The organism is Sphingomonas arabinosi, assembly GCF_036663715.1.
Classification (GTDB): Bacteria; Pseudomonadota; Alphaproteobacteria; order Sphingomonadales; family Sphingomonadaceae; genus Sphingomonas.
Map to the genome: position 1 here is coordinate 123,466 of NZ_JAXOJN010000004.1, position 15,699 is coordinate 139,164.

Genomic DNA, 15,699 nt, shown 5'->3' on the forward strand with positions numbered 1-15,699 from the left:
TCAGGGTAATGAAAGACAGCGTCTGTAATCCTGGACTCCTGCATTCGCAGGAGAACAGACTAGTGCAGCACCACCGACAGGCCGTCGAGCACGAACTGTACCGCGAGCGCCGCTAGCAGTACGCCCAGCAACCGCGTGATCACCGCCTCGATCTTGGCGCCGAGGATCCGCATGATCGGCCCCGCGGCGAGCAGTGCGACCAAGGTCAGCAGCAGGATCGTCACCATCGCGCCGAGCACGACCAGCGAGCGCTCGATGCCGCTGTTGCGGCTCATCAACAGCATCACCGACGCGATCGAGCCGGGGCCCGCGATCATCGGCATCGCCATCGGGAAGATCGAGACGTCCTCGACCTCGGGATCGTTCGCGACCTTGGCGGCGCGGTCCTCGCGGCGCTCGGTGCGCTTTTCGAACACCATTTCGAGCGCGATCAGGAACAGCATGATGCCGCCGGCGATGCGGAAGCTGGCGAGGCTGATGCCGAGCCCTTTGAGCAACGCCTCGCCGAACAGCGCGAAGACGAACAGGATTAGCGCGGACACGCCGACCGCGCGGATCGCCATCGCCCGCTTCTGGAGGGACGAGGCGCTCGCCGACAGCCCGGCATAGATCGGCGCGCAGCCGGGCGGATCGATGACCACGAAGAACGTGATCAGCGACGAGATATAGAGTTCGATCACAGCGCCGCCTCATTTATAGCGACGCCTTCGCGGCGGCCTGCGGATACCAGCGTGTTACGCAGCAGGCACGCGATCGTCATCGGCCCGACGCCGCCCGGTACTGGCGTGATCGCGCCCGCGACCTCGACCGCACTGGCGAAATCGACATCGCCGACGAGGCCGGCGTCGGTGCGGTTGATGCCGACGTCGATGACGGTCGCGCCAGGCTTGAGCCAGTCGCCCTTGATCATCTGCGGAATGCCGACCGCGGCCACGACCATGTCGGCGCGGCGGATATGCGCGGGCACGTCCTGCGTGCGGCTATGGACGATTGTGACGGTGCAGCTCTCGCGGAGGAGCAGTTGCGCCATCGGCTTGCCGACGATGTTCGAGCGGCCGACGACGACCGCCTCCAACCCGCTCAAGCTCGGCAGCACGCTCTTCAGCAGCATGACGCAGCCGAGCGGCGTGCAGGGGACGAAGCCCGGCAGACCGGTCGCGAGGCGGCCGGCGTTGATCGGGTGGAAGCCGTCGACGTCCTTGTCGGGGTCGATCGCGGCGATCACCGCCTGCTCGTCGATATGTTTCGGCAGGGGCAATTGGACGAGGATGCCGTCGATCGTCGGGTCGGCGTTGAGCGTCGCGACCAGCGCGAGCAGGTCTTCAGCGGGGACGGCGGCGGGGAGCCGGTGCTCGATGCTCTCCATCCCGGCCTCGCGCGTCGCCTTGCCCTTCGATCGGACATAGACGTTCGAGGCGGGGTCCTCGCCGACCAGCACGACGGCTAGGCCGGGCGCGCGGCCTGCCTGTGCCCTGAAGGCGGTGACGCCGTCTGCGATACGGGCCCGGAGGCCGGCGGCGAAGGCCTTGCCGTCGATGATGGTCGCGCTCATGCCCGCGGTCCTTAAAGACCGGCGGCGATTTCCGCCAGCGTAGCGACGTTACCGACGATGTGCAGGCGCTTCAGGCGGGAGGTTTCGCCGGAGATTATCGTTACGGCACGCTTGGGTACGCCGAAGGTTTTGGCGACGAGGGCGACCAGCCCGGCATTTGCGGCGCCATCGACGGGAGCGGCTGCCAGTCGCGCGGCGAAATGCTCGGGCGTTCCGGCGGCGAGAGCGTCGCGACCGCCGCGCGGGGTTACTCGGACGGTGATCGCGAGGCCGTCATCGACCGCGCGCCAGGCCGACGGCCCGATCAATAGGCCGCGACGAGGTAGTTCTGCGCGATGTTCGGGATGACGATGTTGGTCAGGATGTAGAGGATCAGCAGCACGACCAGCGGCGACAGATCGAGCGCCCCGAAATCGGGCAGGATGCGGCGGATCGGGCGATACAGCGGCTCCGTGATCTTCTGCAGGGCGTTCCAGACCGTGCGGACGAAATCGCTGTGCGTGTTGATGACGTTGAACGCGATCAGCCACGACAGGATCGCCTGGATGACGATGACCCACCAGACGAGGTTGAGCAGCAACTGGACGATCTGAAGAAGGGCGATCAAGGCAAGGGTCTCCGCTGGTGTATTGCCGATATAAGGTGGCGGGGGGAGAACGAGAAGCCCTGTGGTGTCACTGGCCTGCACGCGACGATTATAGCCGCACGGGCCGCCCCGAGTCCCCGTCATCCTGGGCTTGACCCAGGATCCAGAGCCACGAAGGCTACCCGTGTGGCTCTGGATCCTGACTTTCGTCAGGATGACGGGAGTGAGAGGTGCCCCCTACCGCGAACGCCCGTTCGCGCTGACCAGCGTGCCGGCGCCCTGCTTGGTGAAGATCTCCAGCAGCATCGCGTGGGGTACGCGACCGTCGATTATTACCGCGGCATCGACGCCCGATTCGACCGCTGCGACGCAGGTGTCGAGCTTGGGAATCATGCCGCCCGTCACGGTGCCGTCGGCGCGGAGTTCGGCGATCCGCGCGGGGTCGAGATCGGTGAGCAGTTCGCCCTGCTTGTCGAGCACCCCGACGATGTCGGTCAAAAGGAAGAACCGCGCCGCGCCCATCGCGGCGGCGATGGCGCCCGCCATCGTGTCGGCGTTGATGTTGTAGGTGTGGCCGTCGGCGCCGATGCCGATCGGGGCGATCACCGGGATGATGTCGGCCTTTATCAGCGTGTCGAGGATCGTCCGGTCGACCGCGATCGGCTCGCCGACGAAGCCTAGGTCCACGTGACGCTCGATCCCCTGGAGCTTGTCGGGCTCGCGACCGTGGCCGACTTTTTGCGCGAGCACGAGGCCTGCGTCCTTGCCCGAAATGCCGACCGCGCGGCCGCCGGCCTGGCCGATCCAGCCAACGATTTCCTTGTTGATCGAGCCCGCGAGGACCATTTCGGCGATCTGCGCGGTTTCGGCGTCGGTCACGCGCAAACCGTCGACGAAGCGCGATTCGACGCCGAGGCGCTTGAGCATCGCGCCGATCTGCGGGCCGCCGCCGTGGACGACGACCGGGTTGATGCCGACCGCCTTCAACAGCACCATGTCCTCGGCGAAATCGCGCTGCAGCTCGGGGTCGCCCATCGCGTGCCCGCCGTATTTCACGACGAACGTCTTGCCGGCGTAGCGCTGCAGATACGGCAGCGCCTCGGTGAGCGTTTCCGCCTTGGCGAGCAGGGCGGGATCGGGCGTGTGATCGGTCATGCCGACCCCTTAGACAGTCAAGGGAGGTAGCGAAAGCATCACCGCGTATCACCAATTCCGTCATCCTGACGAAAGTCAGGACCCAGGATCACGAACGGGGTCCCTTGCGGCTCTGGGTCCTGACTTTCGTCAGGATGACGGAGAAAGTGTTATGCCCGGTCCAGCCGCCGCCCCAATCGCACGAAGAACGTGATCAGGAAGGGCACCAGCACGATCGACAGCACGACCTTGGTCAGCATCTGGCCCTCCATCAGCGCGAGGATCGGTCGCTCACCCAGGAACGAGATAGTGATGAACAAAATCGTGTCGATGATCTGCGAGATGATGCTCGCGATCATGCCGCGCAGCCACACCAGCTTGCCCTCGCCGCTGCCGACCTGTCCCGACAGCTTCGAGAAGATCAGCACGTTGAGCGTCTGCGAGATGCCGTAGGAGATCAGCCCGGCGATCATCATCCGCGAGCTCTGGCCGACCACGATCGGGAACGCGTCGACCGCGGGCGAGTACATCCCCGGATCATGCGGCAGCGCCAGCACCAGTTGGATCAGCGCCGCCGATACCAGCAACGGGATGAAGCCCAGGCGCACCAGGAACGTAGCGGTCTTCTGGCCGTGCAGCTCGGAAATCGCGCTGCTCAGCGCCACCAGCAGCAGGAAGCCGAAGATCCCCGCCTCGACCGCGAGCGGGCCGAGCGCGACCTGTTTCACCCCCAGCACGCCGGCGATGCACACCATGCCGCCGTACAGGACCGAGAAAACGAAGAGCGAACGCGGGAACGCGGGAAGTGGTTTGTCCATCGCGCGGGACGCTAGCGAAAACCGCCACGCCGTCAAATGACTAGACCTCAAATGACTGGCGAGTGCGGCGCTCGCGTGTCATGTCGGTCGCTTGCGCGGCCGGGGGGCCACGCGTGTCAGTCAAAAATGCAGGGCGTCCATGGAAAGACTAGTCATCGGCCTTGCAGGCATCGCCGTCATTCTGGGCATCGCTGTGCTGCTGTCGAGCGACCGCCGCGCGATCCGCCTGCGCATCGTCGGCGCGGCATTCGCGTTGCAGGCCGGGATCGCGGTGCTCGTGCTGTATTCGAGCTTCGGCAAAGTGGTGCTCGGCGAGATGTCCGGCGGGGTCGCCAACCTGCTGGGTTATTCGCAGAAGGGCACCGAATTCCTGTTCGGCAAGATGGCGACGCCCGAGATCGGCGGACAGAGCTTCGCGATCGCCGCGCTGCCGGTGATCATCTTCTTCGCCAGCCTCGTCTCGATCCTCTATTATCTCGGCATCATGCAGCTGGTGGTGCGCTGGGTCGGCGGCGGGATCGAGAAGGTCATCGGCGTCTCGAAGGTCGAATCTTTGTGCGCGGCGGCGAACATCTTCGTCGGCCAGAGCGAATCGCCGCTGGTGATCCGGCCGTATCTGGCGGGGCTGACTCCGGCGCAGCTGTTCACCGTGATGACCAGCGGCATGGCCGGCGTCGCGGGCACGATCCTCGCGGCTTATGCGTCGATGGGGATACGCATCGATTACCTGCTGGCTGCGAGCTTCATGGCCGCGCCGGGCGGCATCCTGATGGCGAAGATCATCATGCCCGACCGCGTCATGCCGCCCGAGGGCGAACTGGCGCTTGGCGATCTGCCGGGTGAATCGTCCGCCGGCGAACCGATGCCGCAGGCGACGCATGACGAGGAGAAGCCCGCCAACCTGATCATGGCCGCAGCCCAGGGCGCGCAGACCGGCGTGCGCCTCGCCGTCGCGGTCGGTGCGATGGTGCTGGCGTTCGTTGCATTGGTGGCATTGGCGAACGGGCTGCTCGGCGGGCTTGGCAACATGATCGGGCTGCCGGGGCTGAGCTTCCAGGGCCTGCTCGGCTACGTCTTCGCGCCGATCATGTTCCTGCTGAACGTGCCGTGGAGCGAGGCGGGGATCGCCGGCGGGCTGTTCGGGCAGAAGATCGTGCTGAACGAATTCGTCGCGTATATCTCGCTCGGAACGCAGCAGGGGCTGAGCGCGCGGACGATCGCGGTGATCACCTTCTCGCTGTGCGGCTTTGCCAACTTCTCGTCGATCGCGATCCAGATGGCGGTGACCGGGAGCCTTGCGCCCAACCAGCGGCCGATGATCGCCAAGCTCGGCCTGCGCGCGCTGGCGGCCGGGAGCCTGGCGAACCTGATGTCGGCCGCGCTCGCGGGTCTGCTGATCGGCTGACTTTCGATCCTCCCCTGCAAGGGGAGGTGGCGGCCGCTTGGCTGACGGAGGGGTATGCCCCTGTCGAGAGCGCGCTACCCCTCCGTCTGGCTACGCCAGCCACCTCCCCTCACAGGGGAGGAGAGTAGCCGCGAACGCAATCGGGCCCGCCACCTTCCGGCGACGGGCCCGACGAAACTGCCTCTTGGGGGGATCGAGGCAGCTATCTCGCGTAGTGCCCGATTACGGCAGCATCACCGTGTCGATGACGTGGATCACGCCGTTCGACTGCATGACGTTGGCGATCGTGACGCGGCCCTTGTGGCCCTTGCCGTCCATGATGCCCCAGCCGCTGCCGGCCTTCTTGAACATCAGCGGCTCGCCCTGCACGGTCGTGTAGGTCGCGGTGCCGCCATTCGCCTTCGCCTTGGCGGCGATGTCGGCAGCGGTGATCGTGCCGGGGACGACGTGATAGGTCAGGACGGCGGACAGCTGCGCCTTGTTCTCAGGCTTGAGCAGCGTGTCGACGGTGCCGGCGGGCAGCTTCTTGAACGCGGCGTTGGTCGGCGCGAACACCGTGAACGGACCCGGGCCCGACAGCGTCTCGACCAGGCCGGCAGCCTTCACCGCGGCGACCAGCGTCGTGTGATCCTTCGAATTGACCGCGTTCTCGACGATCGTCTTGGTCGGATACATCTCGGCGCCGCCGACCATGGGATTGGTCTGCGCGGCGACGATTGCACTGCCGCTGACGACGATGGCGGCGGCGACGATCGCGGTACGAAACACGTGATTCACGGCATGCTCTCCTGCATGGCGCCGTTCATTCGGCGCAACCGCAATAAGATACGGCCGGATCGGGATAATGATGCAGCCGTGTTTCAGATCGTTGCGAGAAGTCTGTCCCATGCCGCGATCTCATCGTCGTGACGCTTCGTTATGGTCAGATCGCTTGCCGTTGCCGTCGCGAGATCGACGTCGATCGACCCGCTCCATTCGAACGTCGCGTTACCCGACAGCGTGACCATCGCCGCTTCGCTCGCCTCGGCGCGGACCAGCCCGCCCTTGTTGAAGACGGTGGTCGGCGTGCCGTACGCGATCCGCCCGGTCAGGCACGCGGCATAGGTCGACGCCGCCATCGCGCTGCCACAACTGTCGGTGAGTCCGACGCCACGCTCGAAGGTGCGGACGAACAGGTCGCGCCCTCGAACCTCGACGAAGCTGACATTGGCGCGGTTCGGGAGCCAAGCGGGTGCTGCCTCACATGCTTCGCCGACGCGGACGAGTTCGACCTCGTCGATGGCATCCACGAACGTCACGAGATGGGGGTTCGGCATTGCTACGGCGGTGAAGGCGCGGTCCGTCGGCAAACCGGCGATCGGCGTGTCGACGACGTGATCTGCGCCGACTTCCATTGGCCAAGCCTTGACGTCGAGCGACGCCGGCCCTGCGACTTCGCGCACGGTGAAAACGCCTGCGGCAATATCGGCATCGCGCTCCACGGCCGCCTCGCTCGTCTTCAACAACGCCATCGCGGCCCCGGAGCCAGTCGCCTCGAACCCGGCGCGAGCGACGCAGCGCAACCCGTTGAGGCACGTCTCCGACTCGCTGCCATCCGAATTGAACATCCGCATGCCGAACGCGTGGGTCTCGTCGCCGGCGGTCAGCACGAGGAGTCCGTCACCGCCAACCGGTCCGTCGCGATCCGCCAGCGCACGCGCAACGGCAGCCCAGTCTGTACCGCCAAGCGTCGACACGCGTCCGTCGATCAGCGGAAAGTCGTTACCGGAGCCGTGGCATTTGATGAGGTCGAAGCGCATGCTGGCCATCTAGTCACGCCCGCGCACCAATGCGAGCGCCTATCGAATGCCGTAATGCGCGGCCAGTCGATCAAGCGCGAGCGTCAGCACCAGCCTCCCCGCCCGTGCCGGCCATTGCAACGCCTTCTCGGCCGCAGGCAGCCCTTCCCCCGCACAAACCACGCGCCACAGGATATCCGCCAGGCCCGGCCCCGCCGCCGCCAGCGCCGCGTCGAACCGACGTTTCGCCGCGATCTGGGCCGATGTCGGACCAAGCCCGTCATGCCCGCCGCCATCGACCCGCTCCGCCCAACACATCGTCACGCTCGGCGCGATCGACGCGCGTTCGTAATCGGCCCGCAACCGCTCGCCCGCCTCGAACTGCGCCAAGGTGATCAACGCGCGAGACCGCAGCCAGCCGAGCGGCGACTCCGCGAGGTTCACGGTCACGGTGCGACCACGACGCGCGCCGACCGGCTGTGGAACACCCTCCGAATCGATCGACCGCTCTTCCAGTTCGCGCATCCGCCATCTCCTGTTGTGCGTGCCGGTTGCCATAACGTCACGGTTGTAGGACAGAAGAATGACCCATCTGGTTTGGAGCCATTAGATGATCACCGCCATTCGCGAAGTCCGGCGTGCCAAGGGGTTGACGCTGGAGGACGTCGCCCGACGCTGCGATCCACCCACGACCGCCCAGACGATCGGGCGCCTGGAGACCGGCACGCGCACCGTCTCGATCGGCTGGCTCAACCGGATCGCCGCCGCGCTGGGCGTAGAGGCGAGCGACCTCGTGACCTTGCCGGATCGGGCCGATCTGCCCGTCGCTGCGATCCTCGACGGCCGCGGCGCGCATGCCCCGCCGCGACCCACGACGGCCCCACCGCCACAGGTCGCGCCCGGCCAGATCGCGATCACCGTTGCGAACGGCACGGGCGATTACCGCGCAGGCGACGTGATCTGGGCAGCGACGCTAGCCCCCGACAATTTCGCGAGTGCGCTCAACCGCGACGTGCTGGTCCCGCAACGGGCGGGGCGGTTCGCGTTCGGAAGGCTGATTGCATGCGATGGCGGCGTTACCATCCTGCCGCCGGGCGCGGGCTTGCAGTCGCCGACCATCGCAGACCCGACGTGGATCGCGGTCGCAGTCCGGCTGGTCCGCGAACTGTAGGAATGCTGGGCGATGACGGGCTCGAACCGCCGACATTCTCGGTGTAAACGAGACGCTCTACCAACTGAGCTAATCGCCCCTCTCGGGTGGACGTCGGATGCCAAAGCCGGGCGGCCGGGGCAAGCTAAAAGGGCGCGGGTCGTCAAGGAATTCGCAGGTCGGCTCGCCTGGTGGCCACAATATAGCCGCGCATCGCCTCGCTCGCGCGGTCGGAGAGCACCATAAATGCGCGGCGCCGGTCGTGCATGTCGGGGCGGCGTTCGAACAATCCGGTGTCGGTCATTCGTGCGATCCAGCGCAGTGCGGTGGTGGGCGCAACCGCGGCGGCAATGCACAGGCTCGACACCGAAACACGCCCCCGCTCCAGTTCGGCGGCGTAGAGATCGAGCAGCATATCCCAACCGGGATCCTCGAACAGCGTCGCGCCGAAGAACTGGTCGCGCAAACGCCGCGCACGAATCGCTCGACGGACATCCGTCGCGCTCGGTTCAGCCAAAGCGGGCGGCGCGCCGTAACGATTGGTACGGTCGCCGACAATCGGCGCAGCGGGTGCGTCCCCCTCGATCTCCGCTCGCGTCAGTCGAGCAAGCGCCTCGGCAATCCGCGCGACCTCGGTGTTCAATCGTTCGAGCCGCGTTCCGTCTGTCTCGCGGTGAACATCGAACACGCCCGCCGGGATACGCGCCTCCTCGGCAGCGACCACGATCGCCGCCACGCAATCGCCGACCGTCGGATCGACCAGCAGCCGCGTGCTGCCGCTCAGCGTAGCCGCAGCGACGACGTCGATTTCGTCGACGCCTAGGGCGACCACCAACCCAGCCTGCAACGTGGCCGCACGATCGACGATTCCGGGCAGGCGTTCGGCGAGCAACGCGGGATCGACCCCGGCGGCCTCGACGACGATCACTTGCGGCGCCGCATGATCGCCTGACGTTGTCTGCCAATCGAGACGGGCAACGATCCGACCGTTTAGCGCAATGAGGGCGACGGTCAGGCGGTCCGGTGCGCCGGGAGCGGCAATGAGGACCGCGTCGATCCGTGTATCGTAATTCGCCGCGTCGGGCGGGCCGTCTGGTCGGGTCATTGAGGTCTCCGCTGTGATGCGGAGACTAACCTGCGTCAGGCGAGGAGTTACACCGAACTGGATCGGGTTTCGTTGCATTTGGGAACTTTGTCCGCAAATCTAATTGAGCGCCTTGACGATATCCTCGACCATCTTCTTCGCATCCGCCAGGAGCATCATCGTATTGTCGCGGTAGAACAGGTCGTTATCGACACCGGCGTAGCCGACGCCGCCCATCGAGCGCTTGATGAACAGCACCGTCTTGGCCTTCTCGACGTCGAGCACCGGCATGCCGTAGATCGGCGAGGTCTTGTCGGTCTTGGCGGCCGGGTTGGTCACGTCGTTGGCGCCAATCACGAACGCGACGTCGGTCTGCGCGAACTCGCTGTTGATGTCCTCGAGCTCGAACACGTCGTCATACGGCACGTTCGCCTCGGCCAGCAGCACGTTCATATGCCCCGGCATCCGCCCCGCGACGGGGTGGATCGCGTATTTCACGCGCACGCCCTCGGCCTTCAGCTTGTCGCCCATCTCGCGCAGGACGTGCTGTGCCTGCGCGACCGCCATGCCGTAGCCAGGGACGATGATCACCTGTTCGGCTTGGCTCATCAAGAACGCGGCGTCCTCGGCCGAGCCGCGCTTCCACGGGCGATCGACGGCTGAGCCGCCACTTCCCGCGCCGGCATCGCTCGTACCGAACCCACCCGCGATCACGCTGATGAAGCTGCGGTTCATCGCGCGGCACATGATGTAGCTGAGGATCGCGCCCGAGCTGCCGACCAGCGCGCCGGTGATGATCATCGCGCTGTTGTGGAGCGTGAAGCCCATCGCCGCGGCTGCCCAGCCCGAATAGCTGTTGAGCATGCTGACCACCACCGGCATGTCCGCGCCGCCGATCGGGACGATCAGCAGGAACCCGATGACGAAGCTCAGCAACGTGATCGTCCAGAAAATCCAAGGTTCCTGATTGGTGACGAAATACGCGATCAGGCCGAGGATGCCGGCGAGCAGCGCGATGTTGATGATATGGCGGCCGGGCAGCATGATCGGCTTGCCGCCCATGTTGCCGTTGAGCTTCAGGAACGCGATGACCGAGCCCGAGAAGGTGATCGCACCGATCGCGACGCCGAGGCCGAGTTCGATCCGGCTGACCGGGTGGATGACCGCGAAGGGCTGGCCGATCAGCGGGATGACGAGGTCGGAAATCCCGAACGCCTGTGGGTTCAGGTACGCGGCGACGCCGACCAGCACCGCGGCGAGACCGACGAGCGAATGGAAGGCGGCGACGAGCTGCGGCATCGCGGTCATCGCGATCCGGCGTGCGGTCACGAGGCCGATCGCGGCGCCTACGCCGATCGCAGCCAGGATCTCGACGACGGTGATCCAATCGATGGTGCGCACGGCTATCGTAGGCCCGGCGTCCGAAACGAGAAGATGCTGAACGACGGGCACATGCGTCACCAGCGTCGTCACGACCGCGATCGTCATGCCGATGATGCCGAAGCGGTTGCCGCGCTGGCTCGACGCCGGGCTCGACAGTCCGCGCAGCGCGAGGATGAAACATACCCCCGCGACCAGATAGGCGAGCGATGCCCAGGGGCTGACCGTCAGTTCATGCATCGTCCGTTCCCCCTAATCCTCTCCTCCAAGGGGAGGATCGTATGTCGGCCGCCGACTCAGCCCTTCGCAACGGGCCGCTCCTTCTTCTTGTACATCGCCAGCATCCGCGCGGTGACCGCGAAGCCGCCGAAGATGTTGATGCTCGCCAGCACCACGGCGAGTAGCCCGAGTGCCTTCGCGACGCCCGACCCGGCACCGACCGCCCCCAGGACCGTCGGCGCCGCGGCGGCGATCAGCGCGCCGACGATGATCACCGACGAGATCGCATTGGTCACCGCCATCAGCGGCGTGTGCAGCGCGGGCGTGACCGCCCACACCACGAAATACCCGACGAAACACGCCAGCACGAAGATCGACAGGATCGCGATAAAGTCCATTTCATTCCTCCCCGGCACGGGGAGGGGGACCGGCCGCAGGCTGGTGGAGGGGGCTGGCCGCGGACGATACGATCATCGTCACCACGGCCTCCATATCCCTCAGCACGTCGCCTGCTGCCACTCGCAGCACCCGGTAGCCATTCTGCTCGAAAAATTGGTCGCGATCGGCATCGCGTCGAGGTCGGTCGCCGAGGTCGTGGAATTCACCATCTACCTCGACCGCGAGCTTGGCGGCAGCGCAGTAGAAGTCACAGACGTACGGCCCGATGGGATGCTGGTGGCGGAACTTGAAGCCGGTCTTCTGTCCTCGGAGATGCTCCCATAGCAGCACTTCCGGCAGGCTCATGTCCCGGCGAAATTTGCGCGCCAGCGATACTTCGGGGCGTAGCATGTGCGGGACGCCCCCTCCACCGGCTGCGCCGGTCCCCCTCCCCGTGCCGGGGAGGATTATCAAGACAGCAGCCTTGGGTTCACGATCCTGCCGCCCTGGGTGAGGCGGATCGCGTCGCCGATTTCCGTGTCGAGAACGGGCTTGCCCGCCTCCTTGTCCCAAAAGGCGTTGAGGAAGTTGAACAGGTTGCGCGAGAACAACGCGCTGGCATCTGCCGCGAGGCGCGACGGGACGTTGCGATGGCCGACGATCCTCACGCCGTTCACGACGACGACTTCGCCTGCGACCGAACCCTCGACGTTCCCGCCCTGCTCGACCGCGAGATCGACGATCACCGAGCCCGGCTTCATGCTCGCGACCTGCGCCGCCGAGATCAGCCGCGGGGCGGCACGTCCGGGGATCAGCGCGGTGGTGATGACGATGTCCTGCTTGGCGATATGCCCCGAGACGAGCTCGGCCTGCGCGGCCTGGTATTCGGGCGACATCTCGCCGGCATAGCCGCCCGTCCCCTCGCCTTCGATTCCCGCGACGTTCTCGACGAAGATCGGTTTCGCACCAAGCGACTGGATCTGCTCGCGAGTCGCGGCGCGCACGTCGGTCGCCGACACCTGCGCACCGAGCCGTCGCGCAGTCGCGATCGCCTGCAAGCCCGCCACGCCGACGCCCATCACGAACGCCTTGGCCGCGCTGATCGTGCCCGCCGCGGTCATCATCATCGGAAACGCGCGACCATATTCGGCGGCCGCGTCGAGCACCGCCTTGTAGCCCGACAGGTTCGACTGCGACGACAGGATATCCATCGACTGCGCGCGCGTGATGCGCGGCATGAACTCCATCGCCAGCGCTTCGTAACCGGCCGCGGCGTAAGCCTCGATCCGCGAACGATCGCTAAAAGGATTGAGGCTGGCGACGATCCAACCGCCCGGCGCGACACCGCCAAGAGACGCAGGATCAGGCCCCTGCACCCCGAGCACGATATCCGCCCCCGCCAGCGTCCCCGCCCGATCGCCGACCGAGGCGCCCGCATCGGCATAAGCAGCATCGGCGATCGAGGCCGTCTCGCCCGCCCCCGTCTCCACTGCCAGCGTCGCGCCCAGCGCGATGAACTTCTTCACCGTTTCCGGCGTCGCGGAAACCCGCCGCTCGCCGTCCGCTTGCTCTTTGAGGACGGCGATCTTCATGCTGTTACGAGATCAGCCAGATGACGAGCGCGACGACCAGCGCGCATCCGATTGAGCCCCATTTCATCATCCCCGTCACGCTCGAATAGGTCGCGACGTGCGCCTTCATGTCTCCGTTGCCGGCCATGGTTCGTGCCCCAATCCTGTCAGTGCCATCCTCTATAACCGAGACCTTATCGCGCGCATCCTGGATCGCCAAGCAGGACGTTTAAGTCTCCCTTTACTTGCGCTACCTATTGCACGTGCCGGAACGGGACAGGATTTGCCATGACGCGCAATGGCCAACGCCTATTATTGCTGATCGATGACGAGCCCGCGCAGCGGCGGCTGGTGGCTGCCCTCGCCGCGCGAGGCGGCTGGCGCGCGGTCTTCGCGGCGGACGACGAGACCGCGATCGCCACGCTCGGCACGCCGGACGGCATGCTGCTCGACGCGATCGTGATTGATCACTGGGCACCCGACGAGGATGCGACCACCCTGATCGCGACCCTGCGCGAACGGCGCCCGGCGCTGCCGATCCTGGTCATCACGGCGAACGGATCGGTCGCGCATGCGGTCAGTGCGATGCGCGCCGGCGCCACCGATTTCCTGGTTAAGCCGCTCGCGCCCGATCGCCTGCTAGCAGCGCTGGACGCGGCGGTGGTCGGCAAGTCGTCCGGCGAACTCCGCCCGCTGACCGAGAAGATCCCTGCGCTTCTCGCCTTCGACGAGATCGTCGGCTCCTCCCCCGATTTCCGCGCCGCACTGGCGATCGCTGCAAAGGCCGCGCGCGCGCGCGTCGCGATCCTGCTCGAAGGCGAGATCGGCGTCGGCAAGGACGTCATCGCCGAGGCGATCCATGCCGCCTCCCCGCGCGCGAAAAAACCGATGATTAGCGTCAATTGCGGCGCGATTCCCGCGAACCTGATCGAGTCGGAAGTCTTCGGCCATGAGAAGGGCGCGTTCACCGGCGCGTTCGAACGCAAGATCGGACGGTTCCACGATGCCGATGGCGGCACGCTGTTCCTCGACGAGGTCGGAGAGATGCCGCTCGAGGCGCAGGCGAAGCTGCTGCAGGTCCTGCAAACCGGTGAAGTCCTCGCAATCGGTGCTCGCCATCCGCGCGAAGTCGACGTCCGCGTGATCGCCGCCACCAATTCGCGGCTGCTGGACGAGGTCGAGGCGGGGCGGTTCCGCGAGGATCTATACTACCGCCTCAACGCGGTTCAGGTGACGATCCCGCCGTTGCGCGAACGCACCGGCGACATCCCTGCGCTCGCCCGCCACCTGCTCTCGCGGATCGCCGAGCAACCGGGACTGCGACCGTTAGGCATCACCGATTCCGCGCTCGCGCTGCTGGTCCGGTACGACTGGCCCGGCAACGTCCGCCAGTTGCAGAACGCGCTCTTTCGCGCCGCTGTGCTGTGCGAGGACACCGCGTTGACAGAAGAGGATTTCCCGGAGATCGCCGCGCTCGGCACACGCGAGCGCGCACCGGCGACGTCTGCAATTGGCGGCGGTGGCGTCACGCTGTTCCATCCCGACGGGAACCTCCGCGCGCTCGAGGAAATAGAAGCTGACGTCATCCGGCTTGCCATCGGCCACTACCGTGGTCGCATGACCGAAGTCGCCCGCCGCCTCGGCATCGGCCGCTCGACGCTGTACCGCAAGCTCGGCGAACTCGGGATCGACAACGCCGCATGATTTAATGGGTGGTTTGGGGTCAAATCCGTTCGGTTCCCGTCCGATCGGCCGCGCTTTGGTCGAGCAGGCGATCGATCGACCAACGGCCGCTTCCAACAGCGAGTAGATACAGGCATCCGAGCAGCATGGTAAGGTCGGCCCGGCTCTCGTGCTGTGCGCTCCAAAACCCGTAACGCTTGAAGTCGGGAAGACTGAATGGCCCGAACCCGTGCCCCAGCAGGATAGGAAGCTTGGTCGCGATCAGCGCCACGATCATGGTCACGATCAACGGGATTGACGCAAGCCGCGTGAACAAGCCGACGATGATGAGTACACCACAGACGAGTTCCACTCCGCCGACAAACGGTCCTATCAACTCGGGGTATGGAATGCCGATCTTTGCAAAACGGCCTGCTCCCAGAATGTCGGGGAAGACCAGCTTCTGGATACCCTCGGGGAAAAACACGACCAGTCCAACCGCCAACCGGATCAGGATGGTCCATGGGCTGGCGGTGCTATAGATGATGCGCTGGAACATGGCGCGGCCATACAGCATCCGATGATGAACGAGCAAAGGATCCTTGCCGGCGATCGTGGTAGCGTTAGCGAAGTGTTCGTCGCGTTCCTCAAGCTCGGCCTTACCTCATTCGAAGGGCCAATCGCGCATCTCGGCTATTTCCGTAAATCGTTCGTGGTGCGGCGTCGCTGGCGCATCAGATCCTGGCGCAGATCAACAGCCGTCGATATGCACGTTTCGCGGGGGCGACAGATGGTCCCACGCCATTGGTGAGCAGCCTTTACCGGGTCGAGCGCGTCACTCGTCGGTCGAAGTACGTCACGCCTAAAGGGAGCCTGATCAACCGTCGGGTAGCCGACCAAGGGTTCGAGACGCTCGACCTCACCGATACAAAGACCGAGCCGCGGCGACACACGCTGCCTATAAAGTCCTGACGTTTGTGAC

The 15,699-nt window shown here is 65.7% G+C and carries 20 protein-coding genes and 1 tRNA gene; 4 read left to right on the forward strand and 17 right to left on the reverse strand.

Features of this window, described 5'->3' with window-relative positions:
* Positions 1–59 precede the first annotated feature (59 nt).
* From U1708_RS08850 to U1708_RS08875, 6 genes are all read right to left on the reverse strand, one after another.
* A complete protein-coding gene (locus U1708_RS08850) occupies positions 60–680 on the reverse strand; it encodes a MarC family protein (RefSeq protein ID WP_332744795.1) in 621 nt (206 codons plus the stop codon).
* The gene (gene folD / locus U1708_RS08855) at positions 677–1,552 is read right to left on the reverse strand and encodes a bifunctional methylenetetrahydrofolate dehydrogenase/methenyltetrahydrofolate cyclohydrolase FolD (protein ID WP_332744797.1); all 876 of its coding nucleotides are present in this window, start codon (positions 1,550–1,552) and stop codon (positions 677–679) included. Before folD ends, U1708_RS08850 begins: the two co-directional genes overlap by 4 nt.
* An 11-nt stretch (positions 1,553–1,563) precedes the next feature.
* A complete protein-coding gene (locus U1708_RS08860; protein ID WP_332744799.1) occupies positions 1,564–1,860 on the reverse strand; it encodes a DUF167 domain-containing protein in 297 nt (98 codons plus the stop codon).
* Positions 1,857–2,159, reverse strand: a complete 303-nt coding sequence (locus U1708_RS08865) for a YggT family protein (RefSeq protein ID WP_093398362.1) — start codon at positions 2,157–2,159, stop codon at positions 1,857–1,859. The genes U1708_RS08860 and U1708_RS08865 overlap by 4 nt, the downstream gene beginning before the upstream one ends.
* Before the next feature lie 216 nt (positions 2,160–2,375).
* Positions 2,376–3,293: an acetylglutamate kinase gene (argB, locus tag U1708_RS08870; protein ID WP_307087712.1), complete on the reverse strand. Its 918-nt coding sequence runs from the start codon at positions 3,291–3,293 to the stop codon at positions 2,376–2,378.
* Between the two features lie 149 nt (positions 3,294–3,442).
* On the reverse strand, positions 3,443–4,090 hold the full coding sequence (locus tag U1708_RS08875) for a queuosine precursor transporter (protein WP_332744802.1): 648 nt from the start codon (positions 4,088–4,090) through the stop codon (positions 3,443–3,445).
* Between the two features lie 139 nt (positions 4,091–4,229).
* On the opposite strand from U1708_RS08875, the gene U1708_RS08880 reads away from it, so the two are divergent.
* Entirely contained in the window at positions 4,230–5,495 is a 1,266-nt protein-coding gene (locus tag U1708_RS08880; RefSeq protein ID WP_307087715.1) for a NupC/NupG family nucleoside CNT transporter, read from the forward strand.
* A gap of 222 nt (positions 5,496–5,717) precedes the next feature.
* On the opposite strand, the gene U1708_RS08885 is transcribed toward U1708_RS08880, so the two are convergent.
* The 3 genes from U1708_RS08885 to U1708_RS08895 all read right to left on the reverse strand — a co-directional run bounded on the left by U1708_RS08885 (position 5,718) and on the right by U1708_RS08895 (position 7,798).
* Positions 5,718–6,272: a fasciclin domain-containing protein gene (locus U1708_RS08885; protein ID WP_332744804.1), complete on the reverse strand. Its 555-nt coding sequence runs from the start codon at positions 6,270–6,272 to the stop codon at positions 5,718–5,720.
* 83 nt (positions 6,273–6,355) lie between these two features.
* On the reverse strand, positions 6,356–7,294 hold the full coding sequence (dapF, locus tag U1708_RS08890) for a diaminopimelate epimerase (RefSeq protein WP_332744806.1): 939 nt from the start codon (positions 7,292–7,294) through the stop codon (positions 6,356–6,358).
* Between the two features lie 39 nt (positions 7,295–7,333).
* Positions 7,334–7,798, reverse strand: a complete 465-nt coding sequence (locus tag U1708_RS08895; protein WP_332744807.1) for a DUF6456 domain-containing protein — start codon at positions 7,796–7,798, stop codon at positions 7,334–7,336.
* An 85-nt stretch (positions 7,799–7,883) separates the two neighbouring features.
* Between U1708_RS08895 and U1708_RS08900 the strand changes: the two genes are divergently transcribed.
* A complete protein-coding gene (locus U1708_RS08900) occupies positions 7,884–8,444 on the forward strand; it encodes a helix-turn-helix domain-containing protein (protein ID WP_332744808.1) in 561 nt (186 codons plus the stop codon).
* A 6-nt stretch (positions 8,445–8,450) separates the two neighbouring features.
* Here U1708_RS08900 and U1708_RS08905 read toward each other — a convergent pair.
* From U1708_RS08905 to U1708_RS08935, 7 genes are all read right to left on the reverse strand, one after another.
* A tRNA-Val gene (locus U1708_RS08905) sits at positions 8,451–8,523 on the reverse strand.
* 63 nt (positions 8,524–8,586) lie between these two features.
* Positions 8,587–9,528, reverse strand: coding sequence for a MarR family winged helix-turn-helix transcriptional regulator (locus U1708_RS08910; protein WP_332744810.1), 942 nt, complete (start codon positions 9,526–9,528; stop codon positions 8,587–8,589).
* Between the two features lie 99 nt (positions 9,529–9,627).
* Entirely contained in the window at positions 9,628–11,127 is a 1,500-nt protein-coding gene (locus U1708_RS08915; RefSeq protein WP_332744812.1) for an NAD(P)(+) transhydrogenase (Re/Si-specific) subunit beta, read from the reverse strand.
* 56 nt (positions 11,128–11,183) lie between these two features.
* Positions 11,184–11,504: a proton-translocating transhydrogenase family protein gene (locus tag U1708_RS08920; RefSeq protein WP_332744814.1), complete on the reverse strand. Its 321-nt coding sequence runs from the start codon at positions 11,502–11,504 to the stop codon at positions 11,184–11,186.
* A gap of 1 nt (position 11,505) precedes the next feature.
* Positions 11,506–11,895, reverse strand: coding sequence for an endonuclease domain-containing protein (locus U1708_RS08925; protein WP_332744815.1), 390 nt, complete (start codon positions 11,893–11,895; stop codon positions 11,506–11,508).
* A 59-nt stretch (positions 11,896–11,954) separates the two neighbouring features.
* Entirely contained in the window at positions 11,955–13,076 is a 1,122-nt protein-coding gene (locus tag U1708_RS08930) for an NAD(P) transhydrogenase subunit alpha (RefSeq protein WP_332744817.1), read from the reverse strand.
* Between the two features lie 4 nt (positions 13,077–13,080).
* Positions 13,081–13,203: an aa3-type cytochrome c oxidase subunit IV gene (locus U1708_RS08935; protein ID WP_187503846.1), complete on the reverse strand. Its 123-nt coding sequence runs from the start codon at positions 13,201–13,203 to the stop codon at positions 13,081–13,083.
* 140 nt (positions 13,204–13,343) lie between these two features.
* Between U1708_RS08935 and U1708_RS08940 the strand changes: the two genes are divergently transcribed.
* Positions 13,344–14,759, forward strand: coding sequence for a sigma-54-dependent transcriptional regulator (locus tag U1708_RS08940; RefSeq protein ID WP_332744821.1), 1,416 nt, complete (start codon positions 13,344–13,346; stop codon positions 14,757–14,759).
* A gap of 19 nt (positions 14,760–14,778) precedes the next feature.
* Here U1708_RS08940 and U1708_RS08945 read toward each other — a convergent pair whose 3' ends face one another.
* On the reverse strand, positions 14,779–15,294 hold the full coding sequence (locus U1708_RS08945) for a DoxX family protein (protein ID WP_332744823.1): 516 nt from the start codon (positions 15,292–15,294) through the stop codon (positions 14,779–14,781).
* A 6-nt stretch (positions 15,295–15,300) separates the two neighbouring features.
* Between U1708_RS08945 and U1708_RS20850 the strand changes: the two genes are divergently transcribed.
* Positions 15,301–15,528, forward strand: a complete 228-nt coding sequence (locus U1708_RS20850) for a chromate transporter (protein ID WP_503676847.1) — start codon at positions 15,301–15,303, stop codon at positions 15,526–15,528.
* The last annotated feature ends 171 nt before the right edge of the window (positions 15,529–15,699 follow it).

Bases quoted from the DNA above. Each gene is read 5' to 3' on its own strand.
- folD (WP_332744797.1), bottom strand. From the start codon at position 1,552: ATGAGCGCGACCATCATCGACGGCAAGGCCTTCGCCGCCGGCCTCCGG.
- argB (WP_307087712.1), bottom strand. From the start codon at position 3,293: ATGACCGATCACACGCCCGATCCCGCCCTGCTCGCCAAGGCGGAAACG.
- U1708_RS08875 (WP_332744802.1), bottom strand. From the start codon at position 4,090: ATGGACAAACCACTTCCCGCGTTCCCGCGTTCGCTCTTCGTTTTCTCG.
- U1708_RS08880 (WP_307087715.1), top strand. From the start codon at position 4,230: ATGGAAAGACTAGTCATCGGCCTTGCAGGCATCGCCGTCATTCTGGGC.
- dapF (WP_332744806.1), bottom strand. From the start codon at position 7,294: ATGCGCTTCGACCTCATCAAATGCCACGGCTCCGGTAACGACTTTCCG.
- U1708_RS08895 (WP_332744807.1), bottom strand. From the start codon at position 7,798: ATGCGCGAACTGGAAGAGCGGTCGATCGATTCGGAGGGTGTTCCACAG.
- U1708_RS08900 (WP_332744808.1), top strand. From the start codon at position 7,884: ATGATCACCGCCATTCGCGAAGTCCGGCGTGCCAAGGGGTTGACGCTG.
- U1708_RS08910 (WP_332744810.1), bottom strand. From the start codon at position 9,528: ATGACCCGACCAGACGGCCCGCCCGACGCGGCGAATTACGATACACGG.
- U1708_RS08915 (WP_332744812.1), bottom strand. From the start codon at position 11,127: ATGCATGAACTGACGGTCAGCCCCTGGGCATCGCTCGCCTATCTGGTC.
- U1708_RS08920 (WP_332744814.1), bottom strand. From the start codon at position 11,504: ATGGACTTTATCGCGATCCTGTCGATCTTCGTGCTGGCGTGTTTCGTC.
- U1708_RS08925 (WP_332744815.1), bottom strand. From the start codon at position 11,895: ATGCTACGCCCCGAAGTATCGCTGGCGCGCAAATTTCGCCGGGACATG.
- U1708_RS08930 (WP_332744817.1), bottom strand. From the start codon at position 13,076: ATGAAGATCGCCGTCCTCAAAGAGCAAGCGGACGGCGAGCGGCGGGTT.
- U1708_RS08935 (WP_187503846.1), bottom strand. From the start codon at position 13,203: ATGGCCGGCAACGGAGACATGAAGGCGCACGTCGCGACCTATTCGAGC.
- U1708_RS08940 (WP_332744821.1), top strand. From the start codon at position 13,344: ATGACGCGCAATGGCCAACGCCTATTATTGCTGATCGATGACGAGCCC.
- U1708_RS08945 (WP_332744823.1), bottom strand. From the start codon at position 15,294: ATGCTGTATGGCCGCGCCATGTTCCAGCGCATCATCTATAGCACCGCC.
- U1708_RS20850 (WP_503676847.1), top strand. From the start codon at position 15,301: ATGAACGAGCAAAGGATCCTTGCCGGCGATCGTGGTAGCGTTAGCGAA.